Annotated in this window: 16 protein-coding genes, 3 pseudogenes and 1 riboswitch; of the genes and pseudogenes, 12 read left to right on the forward strand and 7 right to left on the reverse strand. The window is 69.7% G+C overall.

Translation table 11 applies throughout. The features are described from left to right. Positions 1-11 precede the first annotated feature (11 nt). Positions 12-202: riboswitch (FMN riboswitch) on the reverse strand. 262 nt (positions 203-464) lie between these two features. Continuing rightward, positions 465-1,043: an acyloxyacyl hydrolase gene (locus OJJOAM_RS24645; protein ID WP_422650206.1), complete on the forward strand. Its 579-nt coding sequence runs from the start codon at positions 465-467 to the stop codon at positions 1,041-1,043. 4 nt (positions 1,044-1,047) lie between these two features. On the opposite strand, the gene OJJOAM_RS24650 is transcribed toward OJJOAM_RS24645, so the two are convergent. Continuing rightward, on the reverse strand, positions 1,048-1,953 hold the full coding sequence (locus OJJOAM_RS24650) for a helix-turn-helix domain-containing protein (protein ID WP_422650207.1): 906 nt from the start codon (positions 1,951-1,953) through the stop codon (positions 1,048-1,050). Between the two features lie 205 nt (positions 1,954-2,158). On the opposite strand from OJJOAM_RS24650, the gene OJJOAM_RS24655 reads away from it, so the two are divergent. From OJJOAM_RS24655 to OJJOAM_RS24670, 4 genes are all read left to right on the forward strand, one after another. Beyond that, a complete protein-coding gene (locus OJJOAM_RS24655) occupies positions 2,159-3,472 on the forward strand; it encodes a hemolysin family protein (protein ID WP_422650208.1) in 1,314 nt (437 codons plus the stop codon). A 95-nt stretch (positions 3,473-3,567) separates the two neighbouring features. Continuing rightward, positions 3,568-3,969, forward strand: a complete 402-nt coding sequence (locus tag OJJOAM_RS24660; protein ID WP_422650209.1) for a DUF6152 family protein — start codon at positions 3,568-3,570, stop codon at positions 3,967-3,969. Between the two features lie 19 nt (positions 3,970-3,988). Further along, positions 3,989-4,522: a hypothetical protein gene (locus OJJOAM_RS24665; protein ID WP_422650210.1), complete on the forward strand. Its 534-nt coding sequence runs from the start codon at positions 3,989-3,991 to the stop codon at positions 4,520-4,522. A gap of 276 nt (positions 4,523-4,798) precedes the next feature. Beyond that, positions 4,799-4,930, forward strand: coding sequence for an entericidin A/B family lipoprotein (locus tag OJJOAM_RS24670; RefSeq protein WP_149318142.1), 132 nt, complete (start codon positions 4,799-4,801; stop codon positions 4,928-4,930). 191 nt (positions 4,931-5,121) lie between these two features. Here the strand turns inward: OJJOAM_RS24670 and OJJOAM_RS24675 are convergent, their stop codons facing one another. Continuing rightward, positions 5,122-5,424 carry a phospholipase D-like domain-containing protein gene (locus OJJOAM_RS24675; RefSeq protein WP_422650211.1) on the reverse strand — a complete coding sequence of 101 codons (303 nt, stop codon included), beginning with the start codon at positions 5,422-5,424 and terminating at the stop codon, positions 5,122-5,124. A 124-nt stretch (positions 5,425-5,548) separates the two neighbouring features. Next, a pseudogene (locus OJJOAM_RS24680) lies at positions 5,549-5,719 on the reverse strand (phospholipase D-like domain-containing protein); the annotation flags it as partial. Here OJJOAM_RS24680 and OJJOAM_RS24685 point away from each other — a divergent pair. Beyond that, positions 5,685-6,200: a hypothetical protein gene (locus tag OJJOAM_RS24685; RefSeq protein ID WP_422650212.1), complete on the forward strand. Its 516-nt coding sequence runs from the start codon at positions 5,685-5,687 to the stop codon at positions 6,198-6,200. The pseudogene OJJOAM_RS24680 and the gene OJJOAM_RS24685 overlap by 35 nt on opposite strands. Positions 6,201-6,274: 74 nt before the next feature. Here the strand turns inward: OJJOAM_RS24685 and OJJOAM_RS24690 are convergent. The 4 genes and pseudogenes from OJJOAM_RS24690 to OJJOAM_RS24705 form a co-directional block, all read right to left on the reverse strand. Beyond that, positions 6,275-6,934 (reverse strand): annotated as a pseudogene (locus tag OJJOAM_RS24690) (phospholipase D-like domain-containing protein); the annotation flags it as partial. Positions 6,935-7,178: 244 nt separating this feature from the next. Then, positions 7,179-7,820 carry a bifunctional 4-hydroxy-2-oxoglutarate aldolase/2-dehydro-3-deoxy-phosphogluconate aldolase gene (locus OJJOAM_RS24695; RefSeq protein WP_149318140.1) on the reverse strand — a complete coding sequence of 214 codons (642 nt, stop codon included), beginning with the start codon at positions 7,818-7,820 and terminating at the stop codon, positions 7,179-7,181. Between the two features lie 100 nt (positions 7,821-7,920). Continuing rightward, entirely contained in the window at positions 7,921-8,856 is a 936-nt protein-coding gene (locus OJJOAM_RS24700; RefSeq protein WP_422650213.1) for a sugar kinase, read from the reverse strand. Positions 8,857-8,928: 72 nt separating this feature from the next. Next, positions 8,929-10,279: pseudogene (locus tag OJJOAM_RS24705) on the reverse strand (amino acid deaminase). Positions 10,280-10,456: 177 nt separating this feature from the next. On the opposite strand from OJJOAM_RS24705, the gene OJJOAM_RS24710 reads away from it, so the two are divergent. The 6 genes from OJJOAM_RS24710 to OJJOAM_RS24735 all read left to right on the forward strand — a co-directional run bounded on the left by OJJOAM_RS24710 (position 10,457) and on the right by OJJOAM_RS24735 (position 17,484). Next, positions 10,457-11,380, forward strand: coding sequence for a MurR/RpiR family transcriptional regulator (locus OJJOAM_RS24710; protein WP_422650214.1), 924 nt, complete (start codon positions 10,457-10,459; stop codon positions 11,378-11,380). Positions 11,381-11,382: 2 nt separating this feature from the next. Further along, a complete protein-coding gene (locus OJJOAM_RS24715; protein WP_422650215.1) occupies positions 11,383-12,921 on the forward strand; it encodes an N-acyl-D-amino-acid deacylase family protein in 1,539 nt (512 codons plus the stop codon). 65 nt (positions 12,922-12,986) lie between these two features. Further along, entirely contained in the window at positions 12,987-13,379 is a 393-nt protein-coding gene (locus OJJOAM_RS24720) for a RidA family protein (protein WP_422650216.1), read from the forward strand. A 182-nt stretch (positions 13,380-13,561) separates the two neighbouring features. Further along, positions 13,562-14,923 (forward strand): GntP family permease, encoded by a 1,362-nt coding sequence (locus OJJOAM_RS24725; protein WP_422650217.1) that lies wholly within the window; start codon positions 13,562-13,564, stop codon positions 14,921-14,923. A gap of 276 nt (positions 14,924-15,199) precedes the next feature. Beyond that, complete coding sequence (locus OJJOAM_RS24730) at positions 15,200-15,973, forward strand: aldo/keto reductase (protein ID WP_422650218.1); 774 nt, start codon at positions 15,200-15,202, stop codon at positions 15,971-15,973. Between the two features lie 104 nt (positions 15,974-16,077). Further along, entirely contained in the window at positions 16,078-17,484 is a 1,407-nt protein-coding gene (locus OJJOAM_RS24735; protein ID WP_422650219.1) for an NTP/NDP exchange transporter, read from the forward strand. The last annotated feature ends 237 nt before the right edge of the window (positions 17,485-17,721 follow it).

Here is a 17,721-nt window from a genome sequence, read left to right on the forward strand (position 1 = left end):
GATGCTTGCTCGCCCATCTTCTTTCATCCGGACTATGACCGTCGGCCCTGGCCTCTCACCAGGTCTGCTGACCCCGCGCGAATCCATGTACCAGACAAAGGAAGACATGGATCGACGCGGGCGCTCGCGGGCTCGCCGGCGCGTCGGAGAACGCGTTCGGCATACCGCCGGTGGGGACTTTCACCCCGCCCTGAAGACGTAACGAAACCGGCGAAACGCGCTTGCCCTTCGAGGAATCGTGGCCCGATTCCCGGGGGGCGGAGGCCCGCGCCGGCGTTGCGATGTTAGCACGCGATGCGGCGTAAGCGCCCGATCTGTACTACAACTAAACGACTTGCGCGGACGCCGCGCCCGCCATGCGGGCATCGAAATCCCGGCGCCGCGCAGGCTTTCCGCGCTCTCGCCCGCGTTTCCCGTTCCCGTTTTTCTTGCCGCGATCACGATGCCATTCGACGACAATCCGCTTGCCCGCCTGTCCCGCCGCCCTTCCCCCTTCCCGTCACGCCACGCGCGCGCTGCTCTGGCTCGCCGCCCTGCCCCTGCTGATTGCCGGCAGCGCGGCATGGGCCGACCCCACCGTGCAGATCGGCTACGGCACCGACAGCCGCACCGACGTGCGCAAGGTCGATATCGCCTTCGGCTGGGACTCCGGCTTCGGCTGGGGCGACCCGATGGGCCTGCGGCTGGGGCTGTCGTGGGAGCTCAATGTCGCGCGCTGGGACAGCACCAGCGATGCCAACCCGCGCAACCTGTGGGAGATCGGCGCGCAGCCCGTGTTCAAGCTGGCCTGGCAGCGCTATCGCTGGGTGCCCTTCCTTGAGGCATCGATCGGCGTGCGGTTGATGAGCGGAACCCGGACGTCGGACAACCACACCATGTCGACCGCGTTCCAGTTCTCCGACATGGCGGGCGTCGGCATCGCCTTCGGCAAGGATCAGCGCTTCGCCGTCGGCTACCGCTACCAGCACATCTCGAATGCCGGCATCAAGAAGCCCAATCCCGGCTCGGACTTCCATACCGCCTATCTGCGCTACCGGTTTTGACGCGCTACCGGTTCTGAGCGGTGGCCGGCGCGGCGTCCCGCCCCAGCGCCTCGAGCGCGAGGCGCGACGGTTCGTCGGCCGGGAAGAAGCATTCGATCCGCAGCTCCTGCAGCGTGACGTCGTGCGGATTGCCCAGCGTGGTCAGCGTCGAGAACAGCGAGGCCTGGAAGCCGTCGGCGCGCAGCACCACCGGCAGCACCGGCGGCAGCGGGCCCTCGCTGCCTTCGTCGTCGGCATGCGGCACGCCGCCTGGCCCGATCATGTCCGGATGCCATTGCGCGATGCGGGCGAAGATCTCGCGCGCGACGCGATCGTGCGCCTGCGCCTGCAGCTCCTGCCAGACCCGGCGCAGCAGATAGCGGCCAACCTGACGGGCGTTCTCGATCAGCGGCCACAGGCCCTGCGGATCGAACACGGTCAGCATCAGGTTGATGCGCTGGCCGCCGCCGGCGTCGTTGCCCAGGCCCTCGGGCAGCACCGCGGCCGGGCGGCCATCGAGCAGCACGTCGAGCATGCGGCGATAGGCGCGGTTGGCATCGCCGATATTCCAGAAGCGGTCCAGCACCACGGCGGGATACGGCTCCTGCTTGGCGAGGATCAGCGCGATGGCCTGGCGCACCATCTGCAGCGGCGGTTCGGCCAGCGCATGCTCGCTGTACGCGGGGGCGAAGCCGGCCGCCAGCAGCAGCCGGTTGCGCTGGCGCAGTGGCACGCCGAGCCGGTCCGACAGCGCGAGGATCATCTCGCGGCTGGGGCGGGCGCGGCCCGATTCGAGAAAGCTGATATGCCGCTGCGACACCCCCGCGGCAAGCGATAGCGCCAGCTGGCTGTAGCCGCGGCGCCCGCGCCAGTAGCGCAGCAGGGCGGGAAAGTCGAGGGCGGTTTCGGAGGCGGGGGTCAGCGTGTCCATGGCCGCATTACAGCATGCGGTGCGCGCTGTGGCGATAACCTGCCAGGTAATGAACGCCGACCCGAACGCCGGACCGAAGCCGGACCGAAGCCCGACCGAGGCCCGACCGAAGCCCGACCGAAGCCCGACCGAAGCCGGACCGGCCACATGCCGATGTTATGCTTGACGGCTCGACAACACCCGCGCGCGTAGGGCGCGCAACCCGATGGAAATAGCCATCCTGCTGGCGCTGATCCTGCTCAACGGCGTGTTCGCCATGTCGGAGATCGCGCTGGTTTCGGCCCGCAAGGCCCGCCTGCAGAAGCTGATCGACGAGGGCGATCGCGGCGCGATCGAGGCGGTCAAGCTGGGCGAGGATCCGACCCGCTTCCTGTCCACCGTGCAGATCGGCATCACGTCGATCGGCGTGCTCAACGGCGTGGTGGGCGAGTCCGCGCTGGCGCAGCCGCTCGGCATCTGGCTGCAGGGACTGGGCATGGCGCAGCCCACCGCGGGCTATGTGGCGACCGCGATCGTGGTCGCCGGGCTGACCTACTTTTCCATCGTGCTCGGCGAGCTGGTGCCCAAGCGGCTGGGCCAGCTGGCGCCCGAAACACTGGCGCGCGCGGTCGCGCGGCCGCTGTCCTGGCTGGCGGTCGCGTCCACACCCTTCGTCAAGCTGCTGTCGAGCTCGACGCGTCTGGTGCTGCGGCTGATCGGCGTCAAGAGCGGCGCCGGACCCGCGGTCACCGAGGAAGAAATCCATGCACTGCTGGTCGAGGGCTCGGAGGCCGGCGTGATCGAGCGCCACGAGCACACCATGGTACGCAACGTGTTCCGGCTCGACGACCGCCAGCTGACTTCGCTGATGGTGCCGCGCGGCGACGTGATCAGCCTCGACGTCGAGCTGCCGCTGGAGGAAAACCTGCGCCGCATCGAGGAGTCGGACCATTCGCGCTTTCCGGTGGTGCGCGGCGGCATGCACGACGTGATCGGCGTGGTCAGCGCGCGCCAACTGCTGGCGCGCAAGCTGCGCGGCGAGGCCACCGACCTGGCCGCGGTGATGCAGGCCCCGGTCTATGTGCCGGAGAGCGTCACCGGCATGGAACTGCTCGAACATTTCCGCTCCTCGGGCGGGCAGATGGCCTTCGTCATCGACGAGTACGGCGAGGTGCTGGGCATCGTCACGCTGCAGGACCTGATCGAGGCGATCACCGGCGAGTTCAAGCCGGACATCGCCGGCGACGAATGGGCGGTGCAGCGCGAGGACGGCTCGTGGCTGCTCGACGGCCTGATCCCGATTCCCGAACTGAAGGACCGCATCGGCCTGCGCCTCGTGCCGGAGGAAGACAAGGAGCGCTATCACACGCTGTCCGGCATGCTGTTGCTGCTGCTGGGTCGGCTGCCGCAGATCGCCGATTCGGTCAGCTGGCTGGACTGGAAGTTCGAGATCGTCGATATGGACGGCAAGCGCATCGACAAGGTGCTGGCCACCCCGCTGCCGCCGGAGGAAGGACCGGAGCCGGATACGACCGGCTAGCGGGGGCTATACTGGGCAGCGGACGGCGCCCCGCCGTCCGTTTCCATGGGTTCCGTCCGCTGCCCGCCCGCTGCCTGTTGTTACGGAGATCCGCCATGCCCCGCCTGTCTCGCACGTTCCGCCTGTTCCCGTCGATGCGCGCCGCGCCGCTGGCCGCGCTGTCCTCCGCCGCGGCGCTCGCCGCCCTGCTCGCCGGCCCGGCCGCCGCCCATCACGGCTGGTCCAGCTATGACGACAGCAAGCCCATCACGCTGACCGGCAAGCTGACCGAGGTCAAATACGAGAACCCGCACGCGATGGTGCGGATCGACGCCAACGGCAAGCGCTGGCTGGCCGTGCTGGCGCCGATCTCGCGGATGCAGGCGCGCGGGGCGACCGCCGACAAGGTTGCGGTCGGCCGCGAGGTCACCATCGTCGGCTATCCCAGCAAGGAACACGGCGACGAGATGCGCGCCGAGCGGATCGTGCTCGACGGCCAGACCGTCGAACTGCGCTGACTTCCCCGCATCGCGCGCCGTGGCATCGCTGACCGCGCTGGGCGCGACGCTGGCGGCGCTGCCGCTGTCGAGCGCGCTGCGCGCTTCCGCCTGGGCCTATCCGCTGGTCGAGATCGTGCACCTGGCCGGCATGGCGCTGCTGTTCGGCACCATTGCCGTGGTCGATCTGCGGCTGGCCGGGCTCTGGCGCAATCTGCCGGTCACGGCGCTGCTGCGCCAGGTGCTGCCGCTGACGATGGCGGCCTTCGTCGCGGTCGCCATCAGCGGCATCCTGCTGCTGCTCGCGCATGCCGACGAGCTGGCGACCAATCCCGCGCTGTATGTCAAGTTGGCCCTGATCGCCCTGGGTCTGCTCAATGCCCTGGCGTTTCATCTGTGGCCGTACCGCGCACTGCAGCGGGCGGCCGGCCCGGGCGAGGTCCGCGGCGGCGCGAACGTGGCGGACTGGAACGTCGGCGTCCGGCCGCCGCGCGCGGCGCGCACCGCAGCGGTGCTGTCGCTGCTGACGTGGACGCTGGTGATCGCGGCCGGACGGCTGATCGCCTACGTCTAGGGCGCGTCGCCCTGCCAGGCTCCCCCCGCGCCCCTCCGTACCCCTCGGCCCTTCCGCACCCCTCCGCACCCCTCCGCACCCGGCCGCACCCGGCCGCGCTTGTCCGCGCTTGTCCGTGCCCCTAGGTGCTCCATCCTTACCCGTTCCCTGCCGCTTCCGCGCCGATCCCGTTCGTCCACCCCGCCGGCCGTTACAAATAGCCACACTGCCCTGTGCGCAGCGGGCCGCACCAATTGTAAAATCGCCCCGTTCGCAACATCTCAAAAGGAGCGCAGTGTGAAAAAAGGTTGGATTTTCGGTCTGATGCTGGCTGTGCTGCTGACCGGCTGCAACACGATGGCCGGGCTCGGCCAGGACATCCAGCGCGGCGGCCAGAAGCTCGAAGGCGCGGCGGATCGTCACAAGTAAGCCAGGCGGGGTACCAGGGCAGGCCGCCAGCGAGCTGCGCGGCGGCCTGCCGGCGCCTCCAGCCATCGGTACCTTGCTGCAGCCGGCGCCTTGCAGCCGCGCCGCCTTGCTGCGACGGGCGCCTTGACACAACCAGCGCCTTGACGCAACCGCGGCCTCGACCCACCGGCGCCTTGCAGCAGCCCGGCGCCTTACAGCAGTTCTTCCGGCGTAAAAGGCGTCAGCACGTCGATCCAGAAGCGCTGCGACCAGGTCGTATCCGGCTCGGTATCGAGCACCACCGCCTGCTTGCCCTGCCCGTCCACCCATTGCAGCTTGTCGTCCTCCGACAGCTGCAGCCGCCAGCTGTTGACGCCGATCGCGCCCGTGAACAGCTGCGCCACCTGCCCCGCCAGCCGCTCGTTGCGCACGATGATGCCGGTCTCGGTGTTCTGCGTGATCGAGCGCGGATCGAAGTTCATCGAGCCGACGAACAGCGTGGTGCGGTCCACCACCGCGGCCTTGACGTGCAGGCTCGCCTGCGAGGACTTGAAATCCCCCCACCGCGCGCTGCTGCCGATGCAGTCGTGACTTCAGCTCGTGCAGCTCGATCCCGGCGCGCAGCAGGTCCTTCCGATAGCGCTTGTAGCCGACATGCACGATCGGCGAATCGGTCGCCGCCAGCGAGTTCGTCAGTACGCGTATCTTGACCCCGCGACGTGCCAGGCCGGTCAGCCATTCGACGCCGCGCTTGCCCGGCACCAGGTACGGCGAAATGATGATGATCTCCTGCCGCGCCTCGTTCATCATCCGCGCGACCTCGTCGGCCAGCGTATCGTCGCTGTCCGGCAGCTTGTCTGGCTCGACCTTGGCGGGGTTGTCGACCAGCACGCTGGCGCGCGCCCATTCGAAGTTCAGCTTGCCGCCGCGGATCAGCTCGCGCGCCAGGAAGCTCTTGTTCGGATCGATCTTCTGCGGCGCGGTCATGCCGCTCGCCTCCAGCCGCTTCTGCTCGGCCTCGCGCTGCGCGGCCTCGTCGACCAGCGCCTGCTCGGGCGCGGGCGGCGAAGTCGAACCGCTCGAACCGGTCGATCCGCCGGAGCCCGAACCACCAGAGCCCGATGCACCGGAGGCCGATCCGCCAACGCCCGATCTGCCGGAACCCAAGCCGGCCGATCCACCCGCCCCGTCCGTTTCCCGATTCCCGGCGGCCTGCACGCCCGAGCCCGGCGGCGTGCCCGCCGGCCCCGGCGCCGCCTCGTTCGGATTGGCCAGCGCCTCGACCGGATAGGCGTACTGGCTGTTCCAGTACTCGTCGAAGCCGGCCGACAGCCGGCGCACCGCGGGGCCGGCCACCACCACGTCCAGATCGACGAAGTTGGTATCCGGCGCGCGCAGGAAATACGCGTTGCCGATATTGCGGCCGCCGGTCATCGCCATCGCGTTGTCGGCGATGAAGACCTTGTTGTGCATGCGCCGGTTGACCCGACGGGCATCGCCGGCCACGCTGATGAAGCGGGTCAGCTTGGAGAAGCGCCCCGCCGGAAACGGATTGAAGTAGCGCACCTCGATGTTGGGATGGCGCGCGAAACGCAGGAAGGCCGGGTCCTTGCCGTCACTGTGCAGGTCGTCGACCAGCAGCCGCACATGCACGCCGCGCTCGGCGGCCGCGCGCACGCGGCGCAGGATCTCGCGCGACGATTCGTCGGCGGCGACGATGTAGTACTGCAGGTCGAGGGAACGGGTGGCGCGGTCGGCCAGCGTGATCAGCGTGCCGTAGGCGTCTTCGCCCGACGACACCAGGTGGAAGCCGGACAGTGCCGGGTCCGGCGTACTGCGCGCGACGACCTGGCCCAGCGGGGTATCCGCCCAGCCGGTAAAGGCGGTCGAGGGCCGGCGCGGTACATCCTGCGGCAGGCTGGCGCAGGCGGAAGCGCTGAGCGCCAACGTCACCGTGGCGAGCCAGCGCAGCCAGCTCGCCGTGCGCGGCCTCGCTCTCTCCCACGACACCGCAAACGCCGCCATGCCGACTCCATCAGTCCGGATGCTGTCAGCTTAGGTGTCGCCGCCGGCCCGGACAATCGGCCTTTGTCCGACAGCACGCCAACGGCCGTGCTGCGGCGCGAGGCGCGTCCGGCTAGCGCCTGCCGAGCGCCTGCCGAGCGCTTGCCCAGCGCCGGACGGACCCGGACGGGCGCCGCACGAGCGCGAAAGGCGCTCGAAAGAAGGATCGAAGGAGCGCCGAAAGAGCGCGGCAGGAAGCCCGCGCTCAGCTGCGCCGCAGGGCCGCGGCCTCTTCCGCCAGCGAGCGGATGCGCGCCCAGTCGCCGCTGGCGACCGCGTCCTTGGGCACCACCCAGGAGCCGCCGACGCAGACCACGTTCGGCAGGGCCAGATAGGCCGGCGCGCGCGCCGCGTCGATGCCGCCGGTCGGGCAGAAGCGCAGCCGCGGCAGCGGCCCGTTCAGCGACTTCAGCATCGGCATGCCGCCGGCGGCCTCGGCCGGGAAGAACTTCAGGAAGGTAAAGCCGGCCTCGAGCGCGGCCATCGCCTCGCTGGCGGTGGCCACGCCGGGCAGCAGCGAAATGCCGGCATCGCGCGCGCCTTCGGCCAGCCGCGGCGTCAGCCCGGGCGAGACGGCGAACTGCGCGCCGGCATCGCGCACCGCATGCAGCTGCGCGACATCGAGCACGGTACCGGCGCCGACGACTGCCTGAGGCAACGCGGCGGCGACCGCGCGCATCGCCTCGATGGCGACCGGCGTGCGCAGCGTGATTTCGAGCACCGGCAGGCCGCCGGCCACCAGCGCCTCGGAGACGCGCAGCGCCTCGTCGACGGAGTGGAACTCGAGCACGGGAATGACCGGCACGCCGGCCAGGCGGTCGATCAGCGAGGGAGATTGGCTGGGCATGGCGTTATCGGGAAGGAAGTCGGTACGGGTTGAAAGGAAGCGTCTCCCGCCGTCGCACGGCAACGCCGCACGGCAGGACGGCGAGCGCGGACCGGCGCCATCATCGGATCACCGAGACGGATTCGGCCAGCCGCGCCAGCACCGTTTCCGCCGAGGGAATCGGCGCGACCGCGCCATAGCCGGTGGTCGACAGCGCGGCGGCCACGTTGGCATAGCGGGCCGCCTCGAAGGGATCGTCGCCGGCGGCCAGCCGCGCGATGAAGCTGCCGCCGAAGCAATCGCCGGCGCCGGTGGCGTCGAGCGGCTGCACCGGGTACGCGGGCACGAGCGCGCGCGCATCGGTCGTCGCCACGTAGGCGCCCTCTTCCCCGAGCTTGAGCGCGACCAGTTTCACGCCGCAGCCGAGCAGATGGTCGACGATCGCGTCGCGGTCATCGAGCCCGGTCAGCACCGTGACATCGTCCCAGCTCGGCAGGCAGATATCGGTCATCCCGAGCGCTTCGCGCATGATGCCGCGCGCGCGGGCCAGCGACCACAACCGCAGCCGCAGATTGGTGTCGAGCGAAACCTTGACACCGGCCTTGCGCGCCAGCTCCATCGCCGCGAGCCCGGCATCGCAGGCGCTGTTGCTGATCGCCAGGCTGATGCCGGACAGATGCAGATAGCGCGCTTCGGCGATCGCCTGCTGCGGCAGATCGTCATGGCTGTAGCAGCTCGCCGCCGAGCCGGCGCGCAGATAGTCGAAGCGATGGCCGTGGTTGTCGTGGCTGACGAAGTAGACACCGGTCGGCGCCCGCGGGTCGGTGCGCACATGGCGGGTATCGACACGCTCCTGCGTCCACAGCGCCAGCAGGCGCTCGCCGAAGCTGTCGGCGCCGACCGCGCTGATGAAGCCGGTCTGTGCGCCCTGACGCGCGGCGGCGATGCAGAAGTTGGAGGTATCGCCGCCGAAGCCCTGCAGATAGCGTTCGGGCGCGTCGGGCTGCTGGTTGAACTCGACCAGCGCTTCGCCGAAGGCCAGGATATCGATGCTCATGGTGCGATCGCCGATACGGGAGAAAGGGAAACGGAAGGACCGGAGGACCGGAGGACCGAAAGACGGGAAACCTCAGAAGAAGGTCTGCACGATATCGACCACGCGCAGCTCGTCGTCCAGCACGGGAATATGCCGCCACTTGTCGAAGGTCAGGCAAGGATGCGAGATATCGAAGGCGATCATGTCGCCGACGCGCACGTCGTCGCCCGGCGCGATCCGCAGATAGGCGTGCTGGTCCATCATGCCGATGATCTCCCAGTGAGAAGGTATGGACGGCGTATCGCCAGGCGCGGTTCCCCGCGCGTTTGCCCCGCCCTTTGCGTCGTCCTTTGCGTCGTCCATTGCCCCGCGATCAGCCGAACCGGGACGGAAGTGCCGCGCGGGAATCGGCATGCCCGCATCGAAGGCAGCGTCGCGCTTGCCCATGCCGACGATCGCGCGGTCCGGCTCGGGGGATCGACTGCACATAGGCCCACAGCTGCAAGGCGGGAAGCAAACCCTCTCGCATCTTCCGTGCCACCGGGTTGCTGGCCAGGATGCGCTGCTGCGCCTGCCGGTAGATGCCGACGTCGTGGGTCAGATAGCAGCCGGGCCGCAGCACGATGTCGATGGGCGCGCCGATGTCGGCGCCGGCGAATTCCTCGGCCACCACGTCGTACCAGGCGGAGCCCGCGCCGGACAGCACCACCGGGCGGGATTCGGCACCTGCGCCGAAGCGGCCCTGCGCGGCCAGTTCGCGCGTGACCGCGACGGTGCGGCGCAGGAAGGCGCGGATATCGGCCTCCTGCTGCAGCACCCCCTCGTAGATCTCCACGCCCGCCAGCGTCAGCGCACCGGGCCAGCGGTCCAGCGCGTCCAGCACCTGCTGCTGTTGCGCGGCGTCGCGCACGCCGGTGCGCCCGCCTTCCACGCCCAGTTCCAGCAGCACCTGCAGGCGCTGGCCGCGCGCGCGGAAGAAGCCGCCGAGCTGGTCCACCAGTTCGGCCGAATCGACCAGGCAGAAGAATTCGAAATCGGGATCGCGCAGCAGGTCGGCGACGATCTCCATATTGCGCCGGCCCACCAGCTGGTTGGCCATCAGCACGCGCTTGACGCGGTGCGCATGGGCGGCGGCGGTCTGCTGCGCGGTCGCCAGCGTGATACCCCAGGCGCCGGCCTCGAGCTGCCGCGCGAACAGCTTCGGCGCCATCGTGGTCTTGCCGTGGGGCGCGAGCTTCACGCCGTACTCGTCCATGAACCGGCGCATCCAGGCCAGGTTGTGGGCCAGCCGGCTTTCGTACAGCACCGCGGCCGGCAGGCTCAGTTCCTCGTCCAGCAGGCGCCAGCCGGTGGCCGCCTCGGCGGGCGCCAGCGGCGCCTCCAGCTTGCCGAGCGCCTTGTTCAGCGGATCGATGATCCCGCTTTGGTACTTTATATCACGCATGCCGTTGTCCGCCTTTCCGCGCCCGGCCACACACGGTGGCGCGCTGTCGAAATTTCCGATTGACGTAATGATAGCGGCGAAATTACGATATTTCATCCCTGTTATAAAGTAACACGCCGCGGTGCCCCCGCCTCCCCGGAGGCCAGGCCCGACATCCGGCACCCCTTCGACAAGCCCATGCCCGCTGCCTTCGACATCCTGACCCGCATCGCCGAGCGCGGCCCGACGCTGCGGCTGGCCGAGCAGAAGGTGGCCCAGGTCATCCTGGAGGACGTCGCCGGCGCGGCCTCGGCCAGCATCAATGCGCTGGCGCGCAAGGCCGGCGTCAGCGAGGCCAGCGTGACGCGCTTCGCCAAGGCGCTCGGCTGCCGCGACGTGCGCGACCTGAAGCTGCGTCTGGCGCGCGCGACCGCGGTCGGCCAACGCTTCCTGCAGCACGAGCCCGATACCGCGGGCGCGGAAGCGGCCCCGCCCTCGCTGGCCGATCGCCTGCATGGGGATGTGGTCGCGGTGCTCGAGGCCAACCGCCAGCTGATCGACGAGGCCCAGATCGAACGCGCCGCGCGCCTGTTGCAGGAGGCGCGCATGGTCTACGCTTTCGGCATGGGTGGCGGCTCGACCTGGCTCGCCGACGAGGCGCGCTATCGATTGGCGCGGCTGGGCCGGCCGGTCGCGAGCTACCAGGACGCGGTACTGCAGCAGATGGTCGCGGCCACGCTGGTCAAGGGCGACGTGGTGCTGGCCTTCTCGGTCAGCGGCAGCGTGCCCGAGATGCTGGCGAGCTGCGATGTCGCGCGCGAATACGGCGCGCACGTGATCGCGGTGACCGCGCTGGGCTCGCCGCTGGCCGCGCGCGCCGACGTGCTGCTGCCCGTGCGCGCGCTGGAGACCGATTTCATCTTCAAGCCGTCGGCCTCGCGCTATGCGATGTTGCTGGTGCTGGACGTGCTGGCCACGCGGCTGGCGCTGCTGCAGCAGGACGACAGCCAGGAACGGCTGCGGCGGCTCAAGTACGTGCTGGACGCGCATCGGGGCAGCGGCGAGCGCAGCGAGCGTGGCAGCGCGGGGCTGCGCGACAGTCGTCAGCCGCGCGGAGACTGACCATGGCAGCGAGCTCGGACACCCTCTTCGCCTATGACACGCTGATCCGCGGCGCCACCGTGATCGACGGTTCGGGCGCCGCCGCGCGCGTCGCCGATGTCGGACTGCGCGACGGCCGCATCGCCCGCATCGTCGACATCGATCCCGACGACGATAGTGGCGAACGCATCGGCATCGACACCGCGGACGAGGTCATCGAGGCCGACGGGCTCGTGCTCGCGCCGGGCTTCATCGACGTCCACACGCACGACGACACCAACGTGGTGCGCCAGCCGGAGATGACGCCGAAGCTGTCGCAGGGCGTGACCACCGTGGTGGTCGGCAACTGCGGCATCAGCGCGGCCCCCGTGGCCCTGCGCGGCGAACCGCCCGATCCGATGAACCTGCTGGGCGATGCGAGCGCGTTCCGCTATCCGAGCTTCGCGGCCTACGTCGATGCCATCGCGTCCGCTCGGCCCGCGGTCAACGTGGCCGCGCTGGTCGGCCACACCGCGCTGCGCAGCAATCATCTGGACCGGCTCGACCGCGCCGCGAGCGCCGACGAGATCGCCGCGATGCGCGCGCAATTGCAGGAGGCGCTGGACCACGGCGCGCTCGGCCTGTCGACCGGCCTCGCCTATGCCAACGCCTTTGCCGCGCCGACCGAGGAAGTGCTGGCGCTGGCCGAGCCGCTGGCGCGCGCCGGCGCGGTGTACGCCACGCATCTGCGCAGCGAATTCGCCGAGATCCTCGACGCGATGGACGAGGCCTTCCGCATCGGCCGCCATGCGCGCGTGCCAGTCGTGATCTCGCACCTCAAATGCGCGGGCGTGGACAACTGGGGCCGCAGCGGCGCGGTGCTGGCCGCGCTCGACGCCGCGCAGCGCTGGCAGCCGGTCGGCTGCGACTGCTATCCCTATACCGCCAGTTCGTCGACGCTGGACCTCAAGCAGGTCACCGGCGACTTCGACATCATGGTGACCTGGTCCACGCCGCATCCCGCGATGGGCGGACGCCTGCTCGCCGATATCGCGGCCGAATGGCAGGTCGACCTGCACGAGGCGGCGCGGCGCCTGCAACCGGCGGGCGCGGTCTATCACTGCATGGAGGACGCCGACGTCGACCGCATCCTGGCGCATCCGGCCACGGTGATCGGCTCGGACGGGCTGCCCAACGATCCGCTGCCGCATCCGCGCCTGTGGGGCGCGTTCCCCCGCGTGCTGGGCCACTACGCGCGCGACCGCGAGCTGTTTCCGCTGACGATGGCGATCGCCAAGATGACCGGCCTGTCGGCCGAGCGCTTCGGCCTCGCGGGACGCGGCTTCGTGCGCGAAGGCCATTGGGCCGACCTGGTGCTGTTCGACGCCGCGACGATCCGCGACGCGGCCACGTTTACCGAGCCGATGCAGCCCGCAGAGGGCATCGCCGCGGTTTGGGTCAACGGCACGCTGTCGTGGTCGCAGCGCCGCGCCACCGGCGCGCGCGCCGGACGTTTCCTGCCGCGCGGCGAGACGGCCCGCGCCGCTGCAGACACCACCGCGGACACCATCGCGGACACATAAGCCCGCACGCGTCCTCCCCCTTTTTCAAGCTCACCGTTTCCCGTATTCAGTTCGAAGGAGTCTTCATGGATATCCAACGCTTTGGCGTCGAAGGCGGCACCGGCACCGGCGGCCAGCACATGCCGTTCGCACGCGCGGTCGCCGCCGACGGCTGGCTCTATGTGTCGGGCCAGGTGCCGATGGTCGATGGCGAGGTCGTCGACGGCGGCATCGTCGCGCAGACCCACCAGGTCATCAGGAACGTGCTGGCGATCCTGGCCGAGGCCGGCTACGGCCCGGAGCACGTGGTCCGCTGCGGCGTCTGGCTCGACGACGCGCGCGACTTCGCCTCGTTCAACAAGATCTTCAAGCAGTATTTCGGCGCCAATCCGCCGGCGCGCGCCTGCGTGCAGTCCAGCATGGTGGTCGACTGCAAGGTCGAGATCGACTGCATCGCCTACAAGCGTCCGGGCGGCTGATTCGGCTGAATCCGTCCGCCGAATCCGCTGCTTCGGCCGGTTCGCCAGTTCGGCGAATGTCGCGAGGCCCGCGGATACACGCGGATCCAGCCCACCTCCCTTCCCTTTTCCCAACCGGGCCGCGCCAGCGGCCTCTCATACGCCGCGGCGCCGACCGGCCCCGCGCACCCCAAGGAGACAACATGGTCCCAGTCACCGGAACCACGCTGTTGCTGTATGCGCTGATCGCCGTGATCGCGCTGGTCGTGCTGATCGCGCGATTCAAGCTGAACCCCTTCATCACGCTGGTGGTGGTCTCTGTCCTGCTCGGCTTCTCCGTCGGCATGCCGATGAACGAGATCGTCAAGTCGTTCGAGGCCGGCGTCGGCGGCACGCTCGGCCATATCGCGCTGGTCGTGGGCCTGGGCACGATGCTCGGCAAGATGATGGCCGAGTCCGGCGGCGCCGAGCGGATCGCGCGCACGCTGATCGCCTTCTTCGGCGAGAAGAACGTGCACTGGGCGATGGCGACCATCGCCTTCATCGTCGGCCTGCCGGTGTTCTTCGAGGTCGGCTTCGTGCTGCTGATCCCGATCGCCTTCAATATCGCGCAGCGCACCGGCACCTCGATGATCAAGGTCGGCATCCCGATGGTGGCCGGCCTGTCGGTGGTGCACGGCCTGATCCCGCCGCATCCGGCGGCGCTGCTGGCGGTGACCGCGTACGGCGCCGATATCGGCCGCACGATCCTGTACGCGCTGATCGTCGGCATCCCGACCGCGGCGATCGCCGGTCCGATCTTCGCGAAGCTGATGGACCGCCATATCAAGCTGCCCGCCGACAACCCGCTGGCCGCGCAATTCATCGAGGAGGCGGACGACACCGCGCCGGCCCAGGCGCTGCCGGGCTTCGGCATCACGGTGTTCACGATCCTGCTGCCGGTGATCCTGATGCTGATCGGCAGCGGCGCCGACCTGGTGACGACGCCCAAGACCTGGGCCAACGACTTCCTGAAGCTGATCGGCAACTCGGTGATCGCGCTGCTGATCGCCGCGCTGGTCAGCTTCTACACCTTCGGCAAGGCGCGCGGCTTCAATCGCGAGGCGATCCTGCGCTTCACCAACGAATCGGTGGCGCCCACCGCGATCATCACGCTGGTGGTCGGCGCCGGCGGCGGCTTCGGCCGCATCCTGCGTGACTCGGGCATCTCGAATTCGATCGTGGAAGTGGCCACCGGCGCCAACGTTTCGGTGCTGGTGCTCGGCTGGCTGGTCGCCGTGATGATCCGCATCGCGACCGGCTCGGCCACCGTGGCGATGACCACCGCGGCCGGCATCGTCGCGCCGATCGCGGCGAGCGTCCCGGGCACGCGCCCCGAGCTGCTGGTGCTGGCCACCGGCGCGGGCTCGCTGATCCTGTCGCACGTCAACGATGCGGGCTTCTGGCTGGTCAAGGAGTACTTCAACATGACCGTGGCGCAGACGTTCAAGACCTGGACCGTTTGCGAGACGATCATCTCCGTGGTGGCGCTGCTGCTGACGCTGGGGCTGGCCACCGTAATCTGATCTCCAGGAAAGGCCGCGGCGGCGGCTGTGCCAAATCGGCGCGTCTTACCTACAATGGCCGGGAAGTTGCCGGCTCGCCAGGAGACGCCATGCCCATCGATCGTCGCCGCTTCCTTGCCTGTTCCGCCGCGCTGGCGGGCACGCTGACGTCCGCCGCACGGGCCCAGCCCGGCCCCGCATCGGCATCCGCGTCCACAGCCCCCCGGCACCCCGGCCGCGGGCGGCAGCGCTGGCCCGCTGCGGCGCGCCATCCCCGGCACGCGCGAAACGCTGCCGGTGATCGGCCTGGGCACCGCCGACACCTTCGACGCGCCGACGCAGGGGCTGCCGCAAAGCCCGCTTTCCGAGGTGATGTCGCTGCTGCTGCGGATGCCGGGCGCCGTTCTCGATACCGCGCCCAGCTATGGTGCCGCGGAGGCCGTCACCGGCGAATTGTTGCGCCTGCACAATGGCCGCAGGCAGGTCTTCCTCGCCACCAAGATCTCGGCATCGAGCAGCAGCGCGCCGGCGCAATGGGCGCGCTCGCAGCAGGAGCTGGGCAGCGACACCGTCGACCTGCTGCAGGTCCACAACCTGATCGACTGGGAAGAGAACCTGCGTTTCCTGCGCCGGCTGCAGGAACAGGGCAAGACCCGCTATATCGGCGTCACCCACTATCGCGCCGATGCGCACGAGCGGCTCGAGCAGATCGTGCGCAGCGAGAAGATCGATTTCGTGCAGATCAATTACTCGCTGGGCGAGCGCGAGGCCGAGCGCCGGCTGCTGCCGCTGTGCCGGCAGCGCGGCATCGGCGTGCTGATCAACCGGCCGTTCCAGGATGGGCGGCTGTTCCGCGCGGTGCAAGGACGCCAGCTGCCGCCGTGGGCGGCCGAGCTCGATTGCAGCAGCTGGGGCCAGCTGTTCCTCAAATTCATCGTCAGCCATCCGGCGGTGACCGCGGCGATTCCAGCCACGTCCAATCCGCGCCATATGCGCGACAACCTCGGCGCGGCGCTCGGCCGCATGCCGGACGCGCAGCAGCGCGAACGCATCGCGGCGCTGCTGACCTAGCGCCCCGGCCCCGTACACGTCGGCCATGGCAGCCGCTCCGCCCCCCGCAATCGGGCCCCGGCCGCCTCGGCGCGCTCGGCATCCGCCCGGGCGAACACGCTGCCGTGGTCGCGGCATTCGGATTCTTCTTCTGCCTGTTCGCCAGCTACTTCATGCTGCGGCCGGTGCGCGAAACGATGGGCATCGCCGGCGGCGTGCAGAACCTGCAATGGCTGTTCACCGCGACCTTCGTCGTGATGCTGGCCGCGATTCCGCTGTACGGCCTGTGCAGCTCGCGGCTGCCGCGGCGGCGCTTCGTGCCCTGGGTCTATGCCTTCTTCATCGCCAATCTGCTGGCCTTCGCGCTTGCCACGCGCGCGCGGCCCGACGATGTCTGGCTGGCGCGGGTGTTCTATGTGTGGTTGTCGGTGTTCAATCTGTTCGTGGTGTCGGTCGCGTGGAGCCTGATGGCGGACGTGTTCCGGCCCGAACAGGCGCGCCGGCTGTTTCCGGTGATCGCGGCGGGCGCCAGCGTCGGCGGGCTCGCCGGGCCGCTGCTGTCGGGATGGCTGGTCGAGCCGATCGGGCTGACGGGGCTGATGCTGCTGTCCGCGGTGCTGCTCGCGGCGACGCTGCCGGGTTGCTCGTGGTTGTTTCGGTGGCGGGCGCGGGCGGGTGCCGGGGCCGGTGCCGGTGCCGGTGCCGGTGCCGCAACAGGGACCGCAACCGCAACCGCGACCGGGACCGGGGTTGGGGTTGACATTGGCGCGGGTGCCATCGCGCAGGGCACTGCCGCGGCGAGCGCCGCCACCGCGCACCATGCCGGTGCCGCGCGCGACGATCCGCGCGAACCCATCGGCGGCAGCCTGCTGGCCGGCCTGACGCTGATCGCCCGCTCGCGCTATCTGCTCGGCATCGCGCTGTTCGTGATCCTGCTGTCGACCGCCAGCACCTTCCTGTACTTCGAACAGGCCCGGCTGGTCGCCGAGACCTTCCCCGACCGCACCGAGCAGACGCGCGTGTTCAGCGCGATCGACGCGATCGTGCAGGCCGCCACCATCGCGATCCAGCTGTTCTTCTCGGGCCAGGTGGCGCGGCGCTATGGCGTGATCGCGCTGCTGACCGTGGTGCCCCTGGCCGTGGCCGGCGGCTTCGTGCTGCTGGCGATCTGGCCGGTGTTCGGCGTGCTGGCCGGCGTGATGGTGCTGCGCCGCGTCGGCGAATACGCGCTGGTGCGGCCCGGCCGCGAGATGCTGTTCACCGTGGTCGATGCCGAGACCAAGTACAAGGCCAAGAACGTCATCGACACGATGGTCTACCGCGCCGGCGATGCGGTCAGCGCCTGGGTCAAGACCGGCATCGACGCGCTGGCGGGTCATCCCGCGGTGGTGGCTCTTACCGGCGCCGTGCTGGCGCTGGTCTGGGGCTTGCTTGGCTGGTGGCTGGGCCGGCGCCACCAGGGCGCGGCCGACCTGCCGGCACGGGCGGCGACCTCCACCGCCGAGCCTGCTGCCCGCATGCCGGGCCGCTAGCCCTCGCATTCGGCCAAAATGGCGGCTTGCGGGGCCAAGCGGACAGCATTGCCATGCCGTCCGGATGCCGCAGGCATTACAGTGTCAGCCGAAACCGCGATGCCGCGCGGTACCGCCAGGTGCCGGTACTGCGTGGTGCCGGTACTGCGTAGTGACGGTACTGCGTAGTGCCGGTACTGCGGCCCGCGCCCACCACCGATCGAACCCCGCCACGCGCCCCGCGCGTCGCCACCTTAG

The sequence above is a fragment of the Cupriavidus sp. H18C1 genome (genome assembly GCF_049311595.1).
Classification (GTDB): domain Bacteria; phylum Pseudomonadota; class Gammaproteobacteria; order Burkholderiales; family Burkholderiaceae; genus Cupriavidus; species Cupriavidus cauae.